18 protein-coding genes and 1 tRNA gene are annotated in these 17,633 nt (G+C 68.3%); 2 read left to right on the top strand and 17 right to left on the bottom strand.

The features are described from left to right. Window position 1: 1 nt before the first annotated feature. The 10 genes from KHC28_RS17585 to KHC28_RS17540 all read right to left on the bottom strand — a co-directional run bounded on the left by KHC28_RS17585 (window position 2) and on the right by KHC28_RS17540 (window position 11,173). Complete coding sequence (locus KHC28_RS17585) at window positions 2-1,282, bottom strand: glycosyltransferase family protein (RefSeq protein ID WP_246564931.1); 1,281 nt, start codon at window positions 1,280-1,282, stop codon at window positions 2-4. A gap of 242 nt (window positions 1,283-1,524) precedes the next feature. Beyond that, window positions 1,525-2,349 (bottom strand): nucleoside triphosphate pyrophosphohydrolase, encoded by an 825-nt coding sequence (gene mazG, locus KHC28_RS17580; protein WP_214009631.1) that lies wholly within the window; start codon window positions 2,347-2,349, stop codon window positions 1,525-1,527. An 81-nt stretch (window positions 2,350-2,430) separates the two neighbouring features. Further along, window positions 2,431-3,258, bottom strand: coding sequence for an MBL fold metallo-hydrolase (locus KHC28_RS17575; RefSeq protein WP_214009630.1), 828 nt, complete (start codon window positions 3,256-3,258; stop codon window positions 2,431-2,433). A gap of 19 nt (window positions 3,259-3,277) precedes the next feature. Beyond that, window positions 3,278-4,051: a TatD family hydrolase gene (locus KHC28_RS17570; protein WP_214009629.1), complete on the bottom strand. Its 774-nt coding sequence runs from the start codon at window positions 4,049-4,051 to the stop codon at window positions 3,278-3,280. Beyond that, on the bottom strand, window positions 4,048-5,601 hold the full coding sequence (gene metG, locus KHC28_RS17565; protein WP_214009628.1) for a methionine--tRNA ligase: 1,554 nt from the start codon (window positions 5,599-5,601) through the stop codon (window positions 4,048-4,050). The genes KHC28_RS17570 and metG overlap by 4 nt, the downstream gene beginning before the upstream one ends. Window positions 5,602-5,672: 71 nt before the next feature. Next, on the bottom strand, window positions 5,673-6,707 hold the full coding sequence (locus tag KHC28_RS17560) for a DNA polymerase III subunit delta' (RefSeq protein WP_214009627.1): 1,035 nt from the start codon (window positions 6,705-6,707) through the stop codon (window positions 5,673-5,675). After that, window positions 6,704-7,420 carry a dTMP kinase gene (tmk, locus tag KHC28_RS17555; protein WP_214009626.1) on the bottom strand — a complete coding sequence of 239 codons (717 nt, stop codon included), beginning with the start codon at window positions 7,418-7,420 and terminating at the stop codon, window positions 6,704-6,706. The genes KHC28_RS17560 and tmk overlap by 4 nt, the downstream gene beginning before the upstream one ends. Then, the gene (locus KHC28_RS17550) at window positions 7,404-8,681 is read right to left on the bottom strand and encodes a D-alanyl-D-alanine carboxypeptidase family protein (RefSeq protein WP_214009625.1); all 1,278 of its coding nucleotides are present in this window, start codon (window positions 8,679-8,681) and stop codon (window positions 7,404-7,406) included. Before KHC28_RS17550 ends, tmk begins: the two co-directional genes overlap by 17 nt. Before the next feature lie 98 nt (window positions 8,682-8,779). Then, complete coding sequence (locus KHC28_RS28020; protein WP_376772739.1) at window positions 8,780-9,964, bottom strand: septal ring lytic transglycosylase RlpA family protein; 1,185 nt, start codon at window positions 9,962-9,964, stop codon at window positions 8,780-8,782. A gap of 531 nt (window positions 9,965-10,495) precedes the next feature. Continuing rightward, window positions 10,496-11,173: a L,D-transpeptidase gene (locus KHC28_RS17540; RefSeq protein ID WP_214009623.1), complete on the bottom strand. Its 678-nt coding sequence runs from the start codon at window positions 11,171-11,173 to the stop codon at window positions 10,496-10,498. Between the two features lie 121 nt (window positions 11,174-11,294). Between KHC28_RS17540 and KHC28_RS17535 the strand changes: the two genes are divergently transcribed. Beyond that, complete coding sequence (locus KHC28_RS17535) at window positions 11,295-12,197, top strand: LysR family transcriptional regulator (protein WP_214009622.1); 903 nt, start codon at window positions 11,295-11,297, stop codon at window positions 12,195-12,197. Window positions 12,198-12,237: 40 nt separating this feature from the next. Here KHC28_RS17535 and KHC28_RS17530 read toward each other — a convergent pair whose 3' ends face one another. From KHC28_RS17530 to gpt, 6 genes are all read right to left on the bottom strand, one after another. Then, a complete protein-coding gene (locus KHC28_RS17530; RefSeq protein ID WP_281419123.1) occupies window positions 12,238-12,927 on the bottom strand; it encodes an HAD-IA family hydrolase in 690 nt (229 codons plus the stop codon). Window positions 12,928-13,003: 76 nt separating this feature from the next. Beyond that, window positions 13,004-13,090, bottom strand: a tRNA-Leu gene (locus KHC28_RS17525). 81 nt (window positions 13,091-13,171) lie between these two features. Beyond that, entirely contained in the window at window positions 13,172-14,866 is a 1,695-nt protein-coding gene (locus KHC28_RS17520) for a formate--tetrahydrofolate ligase (RefSeq protein WP_214009621.1), read from the bottom strand. 95 nt (window positions 14,867-14,961) lie between these two features. Continuing rightward, window positions 14,962-15,372, bottom strand: coding sequence for a DoxX family protein (locus tag KHC28_RS17515; RefSeq protein WP_214009620.1), 411 nt, complete (start codon window positions 15,370-15,372; stop codon window positions 14,962-14,964). Window positions 15,373-15,453: 81 nt separating this feature from the next. After that, window positions 15,454-15,915, bottom strand: coding sequence for a hypothetical protein (locus KHC28_RS17510; protein WP_246564930.1), 462 nt, complete (start codon window positions 15,913-15,915; stop codon window positions 15,454-15,456). Between the two features lie 11 nt (window positions 15,916-15,926). Next, a complete protein-coding gene (gpt, locus tag KHC28_RS17505; RefSeq protein WP_214009619.1) occupies window positions 15,927-16,433 on the bottom strand; it encodes a xanthine phosphoribosyltransferase in 507 nt (168 codons plus the stop codon). Window positions 16,434-16,849: 416 nt separating this feature from the next. On the opposite strand from gpt, the gene KHC28_RS17500 reads away from it, so the two are divergent. Further along, entirely contained in the window at window positions 16,850-17,164 is a 315-nt protein-coding gene (locus KHC28_RS17500) for a hypothetical protein (RefSeq protein ID WP_214009618.1), read from the top strand. A gap of 30 nt (window positions 17,165-17,194) precedes the next feature. Here the strand turns inward: KHC28_RS17500 and KHC28_RS17495 are convergent, their stop codons facing one another. Further along, window positions 17,195-17,527, bottom strand: coding sequence for a GYD domain-containing protein (locus tag KHC28_RS17495; RefSeq protein ID WP_214009617.1), 333 nt, complete (start codon window positions 17,525-17,527; stop codon window positions 17,195-17,197). Window positions 17,528-17,633: the final 106 nt, after the last annotated feature.

The following is a 17,633-nucleotide window of genomic DNA, read 5'->3' as shown; positions in this document are numbered from 1 at the left end:
GTCAGACCCCGATACCGACGGCCGATCCGCTCCCCATATCCGCCTTGCGGATATGGGGTTCCAGATGCTGGCAAATCCGTCCCAGCCCGTCCAGCAGTCCCGGCATGGCCACCTTGGACGGCGACGGCTGGTCGCACAGGCCGGTCAGCGCCGCGGCCATCTGCAACGGATCGCGGGCGTCGGCGCCGTGTTCCATCGGGTCTTCCAGCATCCGCATCAGCCCGAGCTCGGCGGCGCGGGTGGCACGGACGGTCTGCTCAAGCCGGGGCCGAGCGCGCGGCACCAGCAGGGCCGGCTTGTCGAAGGACAGGATCTCGCAGAACGTGTTGTAGCCGCCCATGGCGACCACGGCGGCGGCACGGTTCATCAGCCGCTCGATCTTCGGATCGAACACGATGGCGTCGACCTTGGCGAGCCGCTCGATACGCTCCAGGAAATGCCCCCGCTGGGTATTGGACAGGAACGGCCCGAAGGCGATCACCGCGGGGAGGGGGATATAGGGGTCCGCCTCATAGGCTGAGATCACCCAGTCGATCAGCCCCGCCCCATCGGCGCCGCCGCCGGTGGTGACGAGAATGAACGGCCCCTTGGTCGAGCGCGGATAGCGCATGGTGGCGAGGCCGCCCGGCACCGAGCGGCGCAGATAGCCGGTATAGACGAGGCGCGAGCGCAGCTCTGCCGGCAGCGGGATGCCGTCCAGCGGGCGGTAGAACTCCTCGAGCCCGTAGACGAGCACGTCGTCGTAATGTTCGGTGAGCGCGCGGATCGCTCCCTTGTCGTGCCACTCCACCCGGATCGCCTCCGGTCCGTCGAGCACGTCGCGGATGCCGACCACGCGCCGCGTGCCCATATGGCCCATCAGCTTCAGCGTGGGCAGCAGCTCACCACGAAAGCCGGCCGGCTCCTTGTCGGCGATGAAGATGTCCGGGCGAAACGCCTCGGCGGTCTGGCGGATCAGCGCCTCGCGAATATTGGTGACCTGCGGCAGGCTGAGGCGGAGATTGGCACTGGCATACTCGCCGTCCTCGCTCTTGGCGACGCTCGGCACATGCACGAAATCGATACCCGGCGCGAAATTGAAGCTGCCGGCAAGGGCGGAGCCGCAGATGATCAGGATGGACAGGTTGTCATGCGCACCCACCAGCGCATTGGCGATGGCTCGCGTACGACGGATATGTCCCAGCCCGTAGGTATCGTGGCTGTACATCAGGATGCGGGGCGTGGCCTTGCCCGGCCGGCCGGCTTCCGCGATCGATGGCGCCGGCATACGAGGAACTTCCATCAAATCATCCACTTGCGAGCGTCCGCCAAGCCTGTGCGAGGCAAGGCTTTCGCCCTGCGCCATCCCCGGTGGCCTACCGGGGAAATCGTAGGGCTGAGATGCCCGTTCTGTCGAGCGGACTCGATTATGCCTAGCCGAGATTCGATCAAAAGTAGAGGCCCCAAAAACCACGCTCACGATCTTGTTCGCCGCGCGTCGTCCGGGGGCGTGCTGATCGAAAACTTCCGTTGTCGCTGAACCACTTAGCCGAGTGATTTGGCCTCTTGCCACAAGGCCTCCATCTCGGAGAGGCTGGCGTCGGCCGGGCGGCGCTCCTGGCGGGCCAGCGCATCCTCGATATGGGCGAAGCGCCGGATAAACTTGTCGTTGGTGCCGCGCAGCGCCGCTTCGGGCTCGACGCCGAGATGGCGGGCGAGGTTGGCGACCGCGAACAGGAGGTCCCCGACCTCGGCGGCGGCAGCCGCACGGTCGCCGGACGCGATCTCCGCCTCGACCTCCGCGATCTCCTCGCGGATCTTGTCGATGACCGGACCGGCATCCGGCCAGTCGAAACCGACAGTCGCGGCCTTTTGCTGAATCTTGACCGCGCGGGTGAGGGCAGGTGCCCCCACCGGAATGCCCGCGAGCACGCGCTCGCCCTCGCCGTCTACCGGCAGGCCGCGCCGTGCCCGTCGCTCGGCCCGCAGGCGCTTTTCCTCCGCCTTGATTTCGGCCCACGCCCGATTGACCGCCGCGACATCGCGGCCCTGATCGGCGCCGAACACGTGCGGATGACGCCGGATCATCTTGGCGGTGATCGCCGTCACCACGTCTCCGAAATCGAAAAGCTGCTGCTCACGCGCCATCTGCGCGTGAAACACGACCTGCAGCAGCAGGTCGCCAAGCTCGTCGCACAGATCCTCGGGATCCTGACGCGCAATCGCATCGGCGACCTCGTAGGCTTCCTCGATCGTGTAGGGCGCGATGGAGGCGAAGTCCTGCTCCAGATCCCACGGACAGCCGGTGACCGGCGTGCGCAGCGCCGTCATGATCTCGATGAGGCGTTCAATGTCGCGGGAGGGCGTCACGATATCCGGGCTCCGCGTTTATCTCTGGAAGTCGCAGAAGACATATTATGGAAAATATTTGGGTAGCAACCTAGGTGAACGTCACCGTTCAAGCCGCTGGTCATGCGTCGCTAATGTGATCTGCATACCGTCATGCGCCGGCACGATGTTCGGCGGCAGCTCGGCGGCCAGCCGGCGATAATCCAGGTCGGTATGCAGATTGGTCAGGACGGCGCGACGCGGCTGCATCCGCTCGATCCAGCCCAATGCCTCGCTCAGCGACAAATGCGTCGGATGCGGCGTGTAGCGCAGCGCGTCGATGATCCAGGTGTCGAGCCGCTCCAGATAAGGAAGGCTGTCGGCCGGAAGGTCGTGCAGGTCGGGGCAATAGGCGAGGTCGCCGAAGCGAAAGCCGAAGGCGATGATGCCCCCGTGGAACATGCGGAACGCCGTCGCCTCGATCGGGCCGCCTGGGCCCTCGATGCGGATGGTATCGCCATGTCCAAAACGATGCTCGGCGAGGATCGGCGGATAGTCGCTGCCGGGCGGCGACTGGAAGCAGTAGCTGAAACGGGTGTTCAGCATCGCCGAGGTCTCGGCGTCGAGATACACGTCCATCCGCTTGCGGTGCAGGATGGTGAGCGGGCGCAGATCGTCGATGCCGTGTGTGTGGTCAGCGTGTTCGTGGGTGAACAGCACGCCGTCGAGGCGGTCCACGCCGGCATCGATCAGTTGCTCGCGCAGGTCAGGGGAGGTGTCCACCAGCAGCCGGGTGACTGGCCCACCCTCCCCGTCGGAGCGCTCCACCATGAGCGAGCAGCGCCGCCGCCGGTTGCGCGGCTCGGTGGGATCGCAGGCGCCCCAGCCCTGCCCCACCCGCGGCACGCCACCGGAAGAGCCGCAGCCGAGGATGGTGAAGGTCAGGACCATGGGTGCGGACGGCTCGCTCTCAATGGGCGCGGGAAAACAGGCGGAAGAAATTCTCGGTGGTCAGCCCGGCAATGGTCTCCGGCGCGACACCGCGAGCCTCGGCCAGTATACGCGCCGTCTCGACGACATAAGAAGGCTCGTTGCGCTTGCCACGCCACGGATTGGGCGCGAGATAGGGTGCGTCCGTTTCCACCAGCAGCCGCTCGGCGGGCAGGGCCGCTGCGATCTCGCGCAGTGGTGCGCCGCTCTTGAAGGTCAGAATACCCGAGAACGACACATAGCCGCCAATGGCAACGGCCCGGCGCGCCAGATCGGCGCCGGCGGTGAAGCAGTGCAGCACGAAGGAAAACGCGCCTTTGGCGTATTCCTCCTCCAGCACCTGCGCGACGTCGTCATCCGCTTCGCGCGCATGGATGACGAGGGGCAGACCGGTCTGCCGCGCTGCGGCGATGTGCAGGCGGAAGCCGGCCATCTGGTCGTCGCGCGGGGCGGTATCATAGTGATAGTCCAGCCCGGCCTCGCCGATCGCCACTACCTTGGGATGGTCAGCGGCGGCGAGAAGCTCGGGGAGGGTGACGTCGCGCTCCTCGCCGGCATTGTGCGGGTGCGTGCCGACCGAGCAGAACACGTCGTCGAAGCGCTCGGCGATCGCCCTCACCTCGCCCGAGCGGCGCACCCGGGTGCCGATGGTCACCATGCGGCCGACGCCGGCCGCGCGGGCCCGCTCGACCACCGCATCGAGCTCGGAGGCGAAGTCCGGGAAGTCGAGATGACAGTGGCTATCGACGATCATGCGCTCGGCGCTTCCGGCTCGACATAGCGCGGGAACACCGGCGACGGGGCGGGCAGGAGGGTGCCGGCGACCAGGCGCCCGCCCTCCCCCAACGTGGCGAAATCGCGGGTCTCGGCCGGAGCGGCGAGCAGATCCAGCAGCTTGGCCGCGCTGTCGGGAATGAAGGGCTGGGCGAGCACCGCCACCTGCCGGATCACCTCGGCGGTGGTCCACAGCACGGTGCCGAAGCGCTCCGGCGCGCTCTTGCGCAGTTCCCATGGCGCCGAGGCGGCGAAATAGCGGTTGGCGTCCGCCACCACCGCCCAGATTACGGCGAGCGCCTGATGCACCTGCTGCTCGTTCATCGCGTTGCGTGCGGCCGACAGCATGGCATCGGCGCCGGCCAGCATGGTGGCGTCTTCGGGCGACAGAACGCCCCGCTCGGGCAGTACGCCGCCGAGGTTCTTGGCGATCATCGACAGCGAGCGCTGGGCGAGGTTGCCGAGGTCATTGGCAAGGTCGGCATTGGTGCGCGCGACGATGGCCTCATGGCTATAGGAGCCGTCCTGGCCGAACGGGATCTCGCGCAGCAGGAAGTAGCGCAGCTGATCGACGCCATAGGCGGCGGCGAGATCAAAGGGGTCGATCACGTTGCCGACCGACTTCGACATCTTCTCCCCGCGATTATGGATGAAGCCGTGCGCGAACACGGTCTTCGGCACCTCAAGGCCCGCCGCCATCAGGAAGGCAGGCCAGTACACGGCGTGGAACCGGATGATGTCCTTGCCGATGATGTGCAGATCCGCCGGCCAGAACCGCTTGAACAGCTCGCTGGCGTCGTCCGGGAAACCTACGCCGGTGATGTAGTTGGTGAGGGCGTCGACCCACACATACATCACATGCGCCTCGTCACCGGGTACCGGCACGCCCCAGGAGAAGGTGGTGCGGCTGATCGAGAGGTCCTGAAGACCGCCCTTCACGAAGCTCAGCACCTCGTTGCGGCGGCTCTCCGGCCGGATGAAGTCGGGGTGCGCCTCGTACAAGGCCAGCAGCTTTTCCTGATAGGCGGAAAGGCGGAAGAAGTAGCTCTTCTCCTCGGTCCACTCGACCGGCGTGCCCTGCGGGCCGAGACGCACGCCATCGGCGTTTACCGTCGTCTCGTCCTCGGCGTAATAGGCCTCGTCGCGCACCGAATACCAACCGGAATAGGCGCTGAGATAGATGTCGCCATTGGCCGCCATGCGCCGCCAGATTTCCTGGCTCGCGGCGATGTGGTCGTCATCGGTGGTGCGGATGAAGCGGTCATAGTCGACGCGCAGCAGCGCATCCATCGCCTTGAAGCGATCGGAGTTCTTCGTCGCCCACTCGAACGGCGTCAGCCCCTGCTTTTCCGCCGTCTGCGCCATCTTCAGACCGTGCTCGTCGGTGCCGGTGAGGAAGCGCACATCATACCCGTCCAGCTTCTTGAAGCGGGCGATGGCATCGGTGGCGATCTTCTCATAGGCATGGCCGATATGCGGCGCGCCGTTCGGGTAGTCGATGGCCGTGGTGATGTAGAAGGCGGGTTTCACGAGGCGTAATCCTGGCACGATCTGGCGGCGGCCGGACCGACAGGCTGCCTCGTGCGGGCGGTGCCGAAAGCTTATGGCCCTACCGCCTCGTGGAGCGATGCGAAGATCCGGAAGACGAACGTCTTGCGATCGAGATTATAGACATCCGCGTCGATCGCAGCGCGGCGAACCTTCTCCCACACCTCCGGCAGGCGTGCAAGGCGCACTCCCGGGCTTTGCACCCTCCCCGTCGCGCGGTCGGATATCCAGTTTTCGACAGCCGCCATGAAGCTCTCGGCGCCGCCCTCGCGGTCCGCCTGCAGCTTGTCGCCGAGGCTGTGAAGCGCCTTAGGGTCGATGCGCGGCAGCTGCGCCAGCAACTCGTTGGTGGCGCGCCGCACGGCCAGGCGGTCGGCCGAGAGCAGGGCCAGTGCCTCGCGGACGCTGCCCTCGCTCGCCTCCGCGGCCTCGGCGAACCGCTCGCGCACCAGATCGGGCATCCGGCCGGCGAGATGGTCGAGTGCCTCCGTAACCTGTTCCGGCGACAGGGCCCGCAGGGACAAGGCACGACAACGTGAGCGGATGGTCGGCAGCAACCGGCCCGGCGCGTGGCTGACCAGCAGGAACAAAGCGTTGTCCGGCGGCTCTTCCAGCGTCTTCAACAGGGCGTTGGCGCCCTGCGCATTCATCTCGTCCAGCGTGTCGACGACGCAGACCCGCCAGCCGCCCAAAGCCGCCGTCGAACCGAAGAAGCTGCGCACCCGCCGCACCGTCTCGGCCGGAATGGCGGTCGGCAGCTTGCCGGCGTCGTTCGGCATCCGCCGCAGGACCAGCAGGTCGGGATGCGACAGCGCCGTCACCTGCCGCGACACCGGATGATCGGCGCCGATCTCCAGCGTGCCCGCCGGTGCGCGACCGCTGGAAAGCACAAAGCGGGCAAGGCGATAGGCGAAAGTGGCCTTGCCGATGCCCTCCGGTCCGCCAATCAGCAGTGCATGCGGCAGCCGGCCGGCATCCCAGGCCTCGCGCATGGCCGCCTCCGCCTCGGCATGGCCGATCAGCAGATGATTGGCGCGCGGCGTCGGCGCGGTGCCGAACCGGTCGGCCTCTATGATGGCGTCGCTCATGATGTCTTCCTGGACCGGCTCCGGCTCGCCGGCAAGGGCAGGCGCTCGCCCACCACGCGCCAGATATCGGCAGCGACGACCTCGATGCCTCGAAGGCCGTCGATCACGGCGCAGCGCTCCGGCTCCGCGCGCGCGAGATCGAGAAACGCCTCGCGCAGATGCTGGTGGAAGCTGAGCCCCTCGCTCTCGAAACGGTCGGCGCCAGCGCCGGAACGGGCGGCGGCGCGGCCGAGCCCGGCCTCGGCCGGCACGTCGAGGATCAGGGTGAGATCGGGCCGCGTCTCGCCCACCGTCACCGCCTCAAGTTCCCGCAGCAGGCCGGGATCGACCTGGCCGAGCGCGCCCTGGTAGACACGGGTGGAATCGGCGAAGCGGTCGCAGATCACCCAGCGTCCGGCGGCGAGCGCCGGGCGGATGGTGGCGTCGAGATGATCGGCACGGGCGGCGGCGAACAGGGTCGCTTCTGCCAACGGCCCCAAGGGTTTGGCGGCACCAGACAGAATAACGTGGCGCAGGATTTCCGCTCCCGCCGAGCCGCCGGGCTCGCGGGTGGTGACGACATCGAGCCCGGCCTGCCGCAGGCGTTCGGCAAGCAGGCGCACCTGCGTGGACTTGCCGGCGCCCTCGCCGCCCTCGAAGGTGATGAAGCGCCCCGAGGCCGGCGGCCGCACAGTGCGGCGACGTGGCTCGCGCGGCTTAAGTGGCTCTGGCATAAGCACTCTTCAGCTTGCTGAATCCCTCGCGGGCGAGGCCGACCACGAGTTCATAGGCCCCGTCCAGCGCCCGGCGCCAGAGCGGGCCCTCCGGTACATCCTCGGCCGCGACCAGCGGAACTTCCAGCGCCAGCTGGTCGCCGCGCATCACCCGCAGCCGGGCGAGCTCGGTTCCGGCCTTGACCGGCGCGTCGATCGGGCCCTCATAGAGGATGCGGGCATTGATCCGCTCGCCACCGCTGCGCGGCACCAGAAGGCGGATCGGCGCGGTGCCGACCAGCGGAATCCCGGCGCGTGCGCCACCATAAAGCGTTGCTTCGCCAACGACTTGGTCCTTATCGAACAGCAGCTGCGACTCGAAGGAGCGGAAGCCCCATTCGAGCAGCTTGCGCGCGTCCTCGGCCCGCTCCTTGTCGGTCTTGGCGCCCAGCAGCACCAGAATCAGGCGCTGGTCGCCCTGCACTGCCGAACCGACCAGATTGAAGCCGGATTCCTTCAGATAGCCGGTCTGGAAGCCGTCCGCGCCCAAGCTCATGCTCAGCAAAGGATTGCGATTGTTCTGGCGGATCTTGTTCCACAGGAAGTCGCTCTCGGAATAGATCTTATAGTTATCCGGGAACGTGCGGATGATGTAGGTCGCCAGCCGCATCATGTCGCGCGCGGTGGTCAGTTGCGAGGGATCCGACAGCCCGCTGGAATTGGCGAATACCGAATTCGTCAGGCCGATCTTCTTGGCTTCCTCGTTCATTTTCTGTGCGAAGGCGAGCTCGTTGCCGGAAATGCCTTCGCCGAGAATCATGGTCGCGTCGTTGCCGGAGGGAATGATGGCGCCGCGCAGCAGGTCGGAAACCTTGATCGAGGTGTTGAGGCCGGCGAACATCGTGGCGCCGCCGGAGGGCGCGCCGCCGCGCCGCCACGCGTACTCGCTGACCTTGAATTCGGTGTCGAGGGTCAGGCGCCCTGCCGCAAGCTCTTGAAAAACAACGGCTACCGCCATCATCTTGGCGATGCTGCCGGGGGCGACCGGGGTGTCGGCGCCCCGCTCGAAGAGCACGGTGCCGCTATCATAGTCGACCAAAATCGCCTGCGGCGAAGCGATGGCCGGCGGCTGGGCCTGAGCACGGGCGGGGAGCGGCGAAAGGCCGATGATCAGCACCGCCGCCAGGCCGATGAGGTGGGCGATGAGGCCAATCGGCTTGCCGATCCGGCCGATCAGGCCAGCTTCGGCGGCGACAGATGATGACAGCTTGCCCGACGACATGCCCGACGACCCTCCGCGCATGCCGGAAGAGTTAGCAGCCGACGCCGCGAGGAGCAATCAGCGCCTCCGGCGACGCGCCGAGCGGACCGGCAACCGGGTCAGTACAGGCCCTGGCCGGTGGCCGCGCCCTGCGAGGGGGAATAGCTCATGACCGGCTGCGCACCGACCACCCAGCCGGCAGCGGCGAGCGACTGCTGCTGGGTCGGCTGCGGGGCGGTCCTGGGCGCCATCTGGGCGACCGCCGCCGGCGCATTGGCCGGAACCGGACGGGCGGCGACGGGAGCGGGCTTGGGCGCCGGAGCAACCGCGACGGCAGCCGGCCGGGCAGCGGGAGCCGCGGCGACGGGCGCCGCCACCGGCTTGCTCGCCGGCTTGGGCGGCAGCGGGGCGAAGGCGACCTGCTGCGGCGCGGGAGCGGGCGGGGCCACCACGGCGGCGGCCTGCTGCGCCGGACGGGCGACGCGCACCGGATTGACGGCATAGGCGCTCGCCACCACCGGGCCGGCGACCGGCGCCTCGGCGACGTCCTCGGCCGTGGGCTCGCCGAGCTCGAACGGACGGCTCGGCGGCAGCGGCACATTGGCCGCGACGGCAGCAGTGGCGGGCTTGCCGGCCGAGGCGAACAGGCCGGAGGACAGCGCCGGCAGGCGCGGCAGCTTCGGCGCGGCCGAGGCAAGCATGGTAGTCGGGATGACCTGCTTGCCGTTCTCGCGCAGCGTGGAGGCGAGCTGGATGTCGTCCGACCCCTCCAGCGGGGCGCGTCCGACATATTCCACCCGCACCCGGGCGGTGCCGACGCGCTTGAAGCCGAGCAGATCGGCGGCGCGCGAGGAGACGTCGATGACGCGGTTGCCGTGATACGGCCCGCGATCATTGACGCGCACCACCATCGAGCGGCCATTGCTGATATTGGTGACCTTGACGTAGCACGGCATCGGCAGGGTCGGGTGCGCGGCGGCGATCGACTGCATGTCGAACACTTCGCCATTCGCCGTCAGGCGGCCGTGGAAATCGTCGCCATACCAGGAGGCGAGACCTTCGGCGCGGTAATTGGTGTTCTCGTAGGGCGTATAGACCTTGCCGGCCACCGTATACGGCTTGCCGACGCGATAGGTGCCGCCGCCCTTGGGAACCGGATCGCCCGGCTTCACCACGCGCGGGCTCGCCGCCACGCCGTACTTGGGATCGATCTTGCTGGTGAGCTTGTTCTCACCCGTGCAGTTCGCGACCATCAGGCCGACGCCAACAAGAACCGCGACACGGCAGACCCCCGAGAGGTCCATCGAAATCAACCGCGCCGATTTTTTGCCGGCAACCCGACCCAGAGCCGTTTCCTGCCCCATGCACCCGACCGTTCCGTTGGCATCCGTCGCGGTACCTTGAAGGCTGGTACCGAAATTCTAGCGGATGCGAACCCACATTCGGGACACCGGGCCATCCACCCGATCCCCCACTCCTTATGTCACAGGAGGCTGCCCAAGTGCGGCAAAAATGCGACGCACATTACAATATGGTAAACAAACGGTAAGCCGACGTTCAGGAAAGCCTTGGCGCGACAAGGCTTTGAAGGCACCGGGCCGGCACGCGGGGCACACCGGCGGCAGGAATGCGGCAACAAGATGCGGCGGCAATCTCCGACAGTCCGGCGCGGTTGCCAACGGGATTTCCGCGGCATCCACAGGGACGATGCGACGGGCGGAAGGCCCCGCCGGGCGAGCAGCGAGGTCCCCTGCGTAAGCTGCTGGTCGCGGGCGCCCAGGGGGGCCGTGAGCCCCCTGCCCCGCCGCCCCGATGATGCGCCTCAGGCGACCGCCTCAGGCGACGCCTGGGGCGCCGGCCGGCAGCACGATCACCTTCGAGCCGGTGGGAACCCGGCGGTAGAGATCGATGATGTCCTGGTTGAGCAGCCGGATGCAGCCCGAGGACACCATGGTGCCGATGGACCACGGCTCGGTGGTGCCGTGCAGGCGGTAGAGCGTGTCCTGACCGTTCTTGTAGAGATAGAGCGCGCGCGGCCCGAGCGGATTGGTCGGCCCGCCCGGCAGGCCGTCGCGATAAGGGCCGTAGCGCTCCGGCTCGCGGGCGATCATGGTCGGGGTCGGCGTCCACCGCGGCCATAGCGCCTTGCGGGCGATGATCCCCTCGCCCTGGAAATTGAAGCCTTCCTGCTTGCCGACGCCGACGCCGTAGCGGATTGCCCGGCCGTTCTCGCGCACCAGATAGAGAAAGCGCCGGTTGGGATCCACCACCAGCGTGCCGGGCGGCTCGGCGCCGCGATAGGCCACTTCCTGGCGCAGGAACTGCGGGTCGATCTCGGAGATGTCCACCGCCGGCACCGGGAAGGGCTCGCCGTCCACCGGGCCGTACATCGCCGCCCAGCGCGGATCGACCGTCGGGGTCGCGGCCGTCGGGGCCGGCAGGCGACCCTGCGTGGCACAGCCTGCGAGGAAAAGCGGGGCACCGATGAGCGCGGCACGACGGGTAAGCAGCATGATTCTCCAGAGCCTCGACTGAGCTGACGCGCGGCAGCAAGCCTCATGGCCGCAACCATGTCCACCTGCTATGATGCGATTGTGATCATAACTTTGAGATATGGCACTTTGTGGGAGAACGATGGACCTGTCGCTGGCGCTGCGCGCCTTCATCCGTACGGTGGAGAAGGGATCGGTGACCGGCGCCGCCCGCGATCTCGACATTTCGCAGCCGGCGGTGACCAAGCATCTGCGCAATCTCGAACGGCATGTGAACGCACGATTGCTTGAGCGCTCGGCGCGGGCGGTGCGCCCGACCGCGCAGGGACAGGCGCTGTTCGAGGCCTCGCGTGCGGCGCTGGCCTCCATCGACGCGGCGCTGGAAGGCGTGCGGCGCGACAGCGGGCGGATCGAGGGCACGCTGCGGCTGTTCGCGCCGGCCTGCATCGGCACCCAGTGCCTGCACCCGCTGCTGGCCGAATTCCAGCACGCCCATCCCGGCATCGTCGCCGACCTGGTGCTGGACGGCCGGTCCGTCGACCTCGTCTATGAGAATTTCGACCTCGCCTTGCGCTATGGCCGCCCGCAGGGAAGCGATATCGTCGCCCGCCGGGTCGGCACGGTGCAGCGCATACTGGTCGCCTCCCCCTCCTACCTCGCCGAGGCCGGCCCGATCGACACGCCGGAGGAACTGGCCTCGCGCCCGCTGGTGGCGACCACCGGGGCGCTCTCCGAGCGCGACCGGCTGGTGCTGGTACGCGACGGCGAGACCTCCGAGCTGGCGGTCCGCCTGAAGCTGCGCACCAATGTGGCGCAGGTGCTGGTGCGCAGCCTCAGGGAAGGGCACGGGCCGGGGCCGGTGCAGAAGCTGCTGGTGGTCGACGAACTCGCGCGCGGCGAACTCGTGCGCATCCTGCCGGACTATGAGGCGAAGCCGAGCGAATTGTTCCTCGCCCTCCCCTCGACGCGCTTCCTGCGCCCGGCGGTGCGGGCCTTCGTCGACTTCATCGTGCCGCGGCTGAAGGCGGTTGACGGCATCGACTGAGCGCGGCGGGGACGCTTCGGGTCAGCGGAGCGGCGGCGGTTTACGCCGTGCCCTTCCCTCCCCGCTCCCGCGCGGTCGGGCAGGTGAGGTGCAGCGTGCCGCCGGCGGTGACCGTGGTGGCGAGGCCGAGATAATCGGGCACGGTGACGTGCGGGGTTTCCAGCGGATGGGAATGGGTGTGGCCGATCACCAGCACCGCGCCGCCGGACGCCTCCCCGGCGGCGATGCCGGCCGGCGCATCCTCGAACACCAGGCAATCCTGCGGGCGTACGCCCAGCCGCTCGGCGGCGAGCAGGTAGCCGTCCGGCGCCGGCTTGCCGCGCGTGATGTCCTCGGCGCAGACCATCCGCGCCGGCGGCGTCAGGCCGGCCGCACGCAGCCGCGCCTCGGCCAGATCGCGGGTCGCCGAGGTGACGATGGTCCAGCGCTCCGCCGGCAGAGCCTCAAGGAAGGCGACGGCGCCGGGGATGGGCGCGATGCCGCCGACATCCTCGATCTCCGCCCGCGTCACCCAGACGGCTTCCGCCTCGATGTCGAGGCCGGGAATGTTGGGCGCCTGCCGGCGGATGGTGTCGATCGCCTGCACGCCGTGAATGGTCGGCAGGAAGCGCGCGACATCGAGGCCGTGCCGCTGCGCCCAGCGGGTCCACACCCGCTCGGCCGCCGCGATGGAGGTGAGCACGGTGCCGTCCATGTCGAAGAGGAAGGCGGCGAAATCCCGGTCGAACAATCCAGGCACTCCCCGTGCGGGCCGTCTCGCACGATCAAGATGAGACGCGCACCGGACGGCGCCGGCGCGGAGAGAATGGTGCGGACGACGGGACTCGAACCCGTAAGCCTTTAAGGGCGCAAGATTTTAAGTCTCGTGCGTCTACCAGTTTCGCCACGTCCGCCGAAGGATCGACCTACCACCGGAGCGTGCCGCGCCGATGCCAGCCGTGCAACCCAGACTATAGGATCTCGCCGGGCCGACCTCAGCTCAGGCCGGCGATGAAGCCGGTCTCGTCGACATAGATGTTCTCCGCGGCCGGATGCGAGGGCAGGCCCGGCATGGTCATCACGTCGCCGCACAGCGCGACGACGAAGCCGGCACCGGCGGAGAGCCGCACGTCGCGTACCGGCAGCACGAAGCCGGACGGCGTGCCGCGCAGGCCGGGATCGGCGGAGAAGCTGTACTGCGTCTTCGCCATGCACACCGGCAGGTCGCCATAGCCCATGCCCTCGAAATCGGCGAGCTTCTTCAGCGCGCCGCTGTCGAAGGCCACCGAGCCGGCGCGGTAGATGTGGCGGGCGATGGACTCGATCTTCTGCACCAGCGGCAGATCGTCGTGATAGAGCACCTTGAAATCGGACGGGCCTTCGGCGAGCCGCACCACCGCCTCGGCGAGGCCGGTGGCGCCGGCCGAGCCCTCGGCCCAGTGGTTGCACAGATGCACCTCGGCGCCGACGGCGGCGCAGGCCTTCTCGATCTCGGCGATCTCGGCCGGCGTGTCGGAGGTGAAGCGGTTGATCGCCACTACCACCGGCAGGCCGTAGGACTTCATGTTCTCGATGTGGCGCACGAGGTTGCCGGAGCCGGCGCGCACCGCCGCCGGGTTTTCCGGGCCGAGATCCTTCTGGGCGATGCCGCCATGCATCTTCAGCGCCCGCACGGTGGCGACGATCACCACCGCCGAGGGGGCGATCTCGCCCTGCCGGCACTTGATGTCGAGGAACTTCTCCGCCCCGAGATCGGCGCCGAAGCCGGCTTCCGTCACCACATAGTCGGCGAGGCCGAGCGCGGTGCGCGTCGCCACCACCGAATTGCAGCCATGGGCGATGTTGGCGAACGGCCCGCCATGGACGAGAGCGGGCGTGCCCTCCAGCGTCTGCACGAGGTTGGGCTGGAAGGCGTCGCGCAGCAGCGCCACCATCGAACCCGTGACCTTCAGCTGGGCGGCGGTGACCGGATGGCGGGCGCGGGTGTGCGCCACCACCATGCGGCCGAGCCGCTCCTCCAGATCCTCGAAGGAGCGGGCGAGGCAGAAGATCGCCATCACCTCGGAGGCGACGGTGATGTCGAAGCCGTCCTCGCGCGGGAAACCGTTAGGCGGGCCGCCGAGGCCGACGGTGACATGGCGCAGCGCGCGGTCGTTGAGGTCGACGACGCGGCGCCAGTTGATGCGGCGGGCGTCGATGTCGAGTGCGTTGCCCCAGTAGATGTGGTTGTCGATGGCGGCGGCGAGCAGGTTGTGCGCGGCCGAGATGGCGTGGAAGTCGCCGGTGAAATGCAGGTTGATGTCCTGCATCGGGATGATCTGCGCCCGGCCGCCGCCGGTGGCGCCGCCCTTGGAGCCGAACACCGGGCCAAGGCTCGGCTCGCGCAGCGCGATGGCGACATTCTTGCCGATGCGCGCCAGCGCGTCGCCCAGCCCGATGGTGGTGGTGGTCTTGCCCTCGCCGGCCGGGGTGGGGTTGATGGCGGTGACGAGGATGAGCTTGCCGTCGGCCTTCTCCTCGGCGGGACGCACCGCCTCGAGCGCGATCTTGGCCTTGATGTGCCCGTAGCGGAACAGCACCTGCGGATCGAGCCCCAGCCGGGCACCGATCTCCTCGATCGGCCGCGGGGTCACCGTGGCGGCGATCGCCGCATCGCTGTTCGGATCGATCTTGCGCGCGCCGCGATCCATCGCCGTTCCTGACATTCCCATTCCCGTCATTCAGTTCCGCGCCGCCTTAGAGCACGCCGGGGCCGGCCTGCTCAAGGCCGCCGACGCGAACCGCTTCAGGCACTGCGGGTGCGCTCGCCGAGGATGGCGACCAGGATCATGCCGCCGATGACCGCCATGTGCTCGACCGCGAAGAAGAATTCGAGCTGGGCGATCTCGCCCTGCATCGTCCAGAAATGATGGGCGATCGGGATGGTCAGCGCGGTGAAGATGGCACAGGCGCCAGCCCCGAGCCAGGCGGCGCGGTTCAGGAGAATCAGCGCCGAGCCGACCAGCTGGGTGATGATGGTGGCCACCGCGTAGAAGGTCGGCGGGCTGAGGCCGAAATGCGCCATCTCCGCCACCGCGCCGGGGAAATCCACCAGCTTGGAGATGCCGCTGCCGAGGAAAGGCACCACCAGCAGCACGCGGGCGAACAGGAAGGTGGCCGGCGACCGGAGGATCGCGGAAATGATGCGAGGCGTCATGGGAGAGGCCTTGTCGCGAGGGTTGTGGATACACCCTCGCATACCGCAGCCTGTCGTCCTTTGCGAGAGCCTCCGCCGGCTTTATTGACGTCGGGGAAACGCCCGCGCGGCGATGAGCGCGGCGTTCTTGTCCGCCGGCTCGCGACCCGGCTCTTCCGTAACCTCGGCCGCAGGCTCCTCCGGCGCGGCGGCCTCGCCCTCCTCGGCGGCCTCCGCCTCGCGTGCGGCCTTGGCCTCGGCGATGAACTCGCCGGCGCCCTTCTTGGCCTCGCGCACGGATTCGCCCATCTCGCGGGCGTAGCGGTCGAGGTCGAGCCTGAGCCCGCCGACCGACGGCTTCTCGGTTTCCGCCGCATAGGCGACCATGCGCAGAGACAGGCCGAGATCGGAGACGAGGTCGGACAGGAAGCCGTCGGCGAGGTCGTGCTGGTCGGCATAGGCCATCAGCATGTCCCACAGCGCGGCGCGGTGGGCCTCATAGGCCTCGTCATAACCCTCGTCGCCGTCGTCGGGCGGGTTACCGTGAAAATCGTTGCCGCTCATCGCAAATCTCCTCAGGCGACGCCGTCGCGGATGGGCGGCTGGAAGGACAGGCCCATGTCCCAGGGGAAGTAGATCCAAGTGTCCTGGCTTACTTCGGTGATGAAGGTGTCGATGACATCACGTCCGGCCGGTTTGGCATAGACGGTGGCGAAATGCGCCTTGGGCAGCATCGCCCGTACCTGCCGTGCCGTGGTGCCGGTGTCGACGAGATCATCGATCACTAGGAGCCCCTGCCCGCCCTCGCCCGCCGACGCGATGACCGAGGGGGCGATGGGCTTGAGCACCAGGGTTTCGCCCTGGTTCTTGTAGTCGTGATAGGAGGCGATCGACACGGTCTCGATGACCCGCAGCCCCAGCTCGCGGGCGACGATCGCCGCCGGCACCAGGCCGCCGCGGGTGATGCAGATCAGCCCCTGGAACGGGCCGAAGCCGTGCAGCCGCCAGGCGAGCGCCCGCGCGTCGCGATGGAACTGGTCCCACGAGACGGGAAACGCCTTTTGCTGATGCGGATCGGACATGGTCGAGGCCTCCTTCCGGCGGACGTGCGCGCCGTCGCTTGCGCGGATCAATAGCGGGTGTGGCGGCGCGGATGAAGGGGGCCGTGGCGGAAATCGGGGGAGGCTCGACAGGATAGGCGGACAGGATGGCTGGGGCACCGGCCGGCGCGGGCCGATCCGGGAGCGGTCGTCGCGTCGCGGCCCCATCGGCGACGGTCGGGGGCGGAGCGGAGGATGACGCCGTTACGCAGCTCGGACGCTGGCGCCGAACGCCGCAGGGGCCGTGTCGGATCGTCAGCCATGGCGATCCGACCTTGGCCCGGCAGGCGCCGGCCAAGGCGACGGATATCCGACGAGCCGGCCCCCTTGCCCGCGTCCCCGCCTGCGCCATGATGGAGGGCGGATCACCCGACCGCCCTCCTCTTCCGGGGCCGCCCATGCAGCACTTTCTCGCCGCGTTTTTCGCCCTCGACCCGTTCATCGCGCTCGGCGTGTTCGTCGCCACGGCGGCGACCGATGCCTGCTACGTGGCGTTCACTTCCGCCGTGGTGGCGCGCAAGCGGCTCTCCGCCGCCAACTGGTCGAGCGTCTGGTACATGCTCTCGTCCTTCGCCGTGATCAGCTACACGGAGAACTGGGTGTATGTGGTCTTCGCCGCCGTCGGCTCCTGGGTTGGCGCGTTCCTGTCGCTGACCCTGCTGCACCGGCCGGGAAAGGCGCCCGCCCCCATCGGCTCCTCGCCACCGGAATAGCGCGGCGAGGAGAAGCGAACGGGACCGAAGCTATTTGCCGGGGGGCTTGTATTTCTTCGCCGCCTTGCCGGCGGCGGCGAAGACTTCCTTGGCCTCCGCGGCGGTGAACGCTTCCGTCGTCTCGTTGTCCGTGATGCCTCCGGCGGCAGCCGCCGCCAGAATGAAGGCCGACGCCTCCCTGGCATTGGCCGCCTCGGTGATGACCAGGAAATCGTAGCGACCGAGGGTGACGTAGAAGTGCAGCAGCTTCGCGCCGCTGGCCTCCACCAGATTGCGGACGGCCGGCAGGCGATCCTCGGGGTGGGCGACGAGGTTCTTGATGGACTCGGCCGAGTAGCGGCCGCGCGTGACGTAGATCGGCATCCGACTTCCTCCCAAGTGCGAGCAGGCGAAGTGCGAGCAGGCGAAGTGCGAGCAGGCCAAGTGCGAGCGGCGCTCTCAGGCGCCGGTAGCGGGCTCGACGGTGATC

The organism is Ancylobacter sonchi (assembly GCF_018390695.1).
Taxonomy (GTDB): domain Bacteria; phylum Pseudomonadota; class Alphaproteobacteria; order Rhizobiales; family Xanthobacteraceae; genus Ancylobacter; species Ancylobacter sonchi.
Note: the sequence above shows the minus strand (reverse complement) of the source record. Positions and strands in the feature narration are given on the sequence as shown.

Coding starts and splice junctions, on each gene's coding strand:
- KHC28_RS17585 (WP_246564931.1), bottom strand. CDS start 1,282: ATGGAAGTTCCTCGTATGCCGGCGCCATCGATCGCGGAAGCCGGCCGG.
- KHC28_RS17575 (WP_214009630.1), bottom strand. CDS start 3,258: ATGGTCCTGACCTTCACCATCCTCGGCTGCGGCTCTTCCGGTGGCGTG.
- KHC28_RS17570 (WP_214009629.1), bottom strand. CDS start 4,051: ATGATCGTCGATAGCCACTGTCATCTCGACTTCCCGGACTTCGCCTCC.
- KHC28_RS17560 (WP_214009627.1), bottom strand. CDS start 6,707: ATGAGCGACGCCATCATAGAGGCCGACCGGTTCGGCACCGCGCCGACG.
- tmk (WP_214009626.1), bottom strand. CDS start 7,420: ATGCCAGAGCCACTTAAGCCGCGCGAGCCACGTCGCCGCACTGTGCGG.
- KHC28_RS17550 (WP_214009625.1), bottom strand. CDS start 8,681: ATGTCGTCGGGCAAGCTGTCATCATCTGTCGCCGCCGAAGCTGGCCTG.
- KHC28_RS28020 (WP_376772739.1), bottom strand. CDS start 9,964: ATGGACCTCTCGGGGGTCTGCCGTGTCGCGGTTCTTGTTGGCGTCGGC.
- KHC28_RS17540 (WP_214009623.1), bottom strand. CDS start 11,173: ATGCTGCTTACCCGTCGTGCCGCGCTCATCGGTGCCCCGCTTTTCCTC.
- KHC28_RS17535 (WP_214009622.1), top strand. CDS start 11,295: ATGGACCTGTCGCTGGCGCTGCGCGCCTTCATCCGTACGGTGGAGAAG.
- KHC28_RS17520 (WP_214009621.1), bottom strand. CDS start 14,866: ATGGATCGCGGCGCGCGCAAGATCGATCCGAACAGCGATGCGGCGATC.
- KHC28_RS17515 (WP_214009620.1), bottom strand. CDS start 15,372: ATGACGCCTCGCATCATTTCCGCGATCCTCCGGTCGCCGGCCACCTTC.
- KHC28_RS17510 (WP_246564930.1), bottom strand. CDS start 15,915: ATGAGCGGCAACGATTTTCACGGTAACCCGCCCGACGACGGCGACGAG.
- gpt (WP_214009619.1), bottom strand. CDS start 16,433: ATGTCCGATCCGCATCAGCAAAAGGCGTTTCCCGTCTCGTGGGACCAG.
- KHC28_RS17500 (WP_214009618.1), top strand. CDS start 16,850: ATGCAGCACTTTCTCGCCGCGTTTTTCGCCCTCGACCCGTTCATCGCG.
- KHC28_RS17495 (WP_214009617.1), bottom strand. CDS start 17,527: ATGCCGATCTACGTCACGCGCGGCCGCTACTCGGCCGAGTCCATCAAG.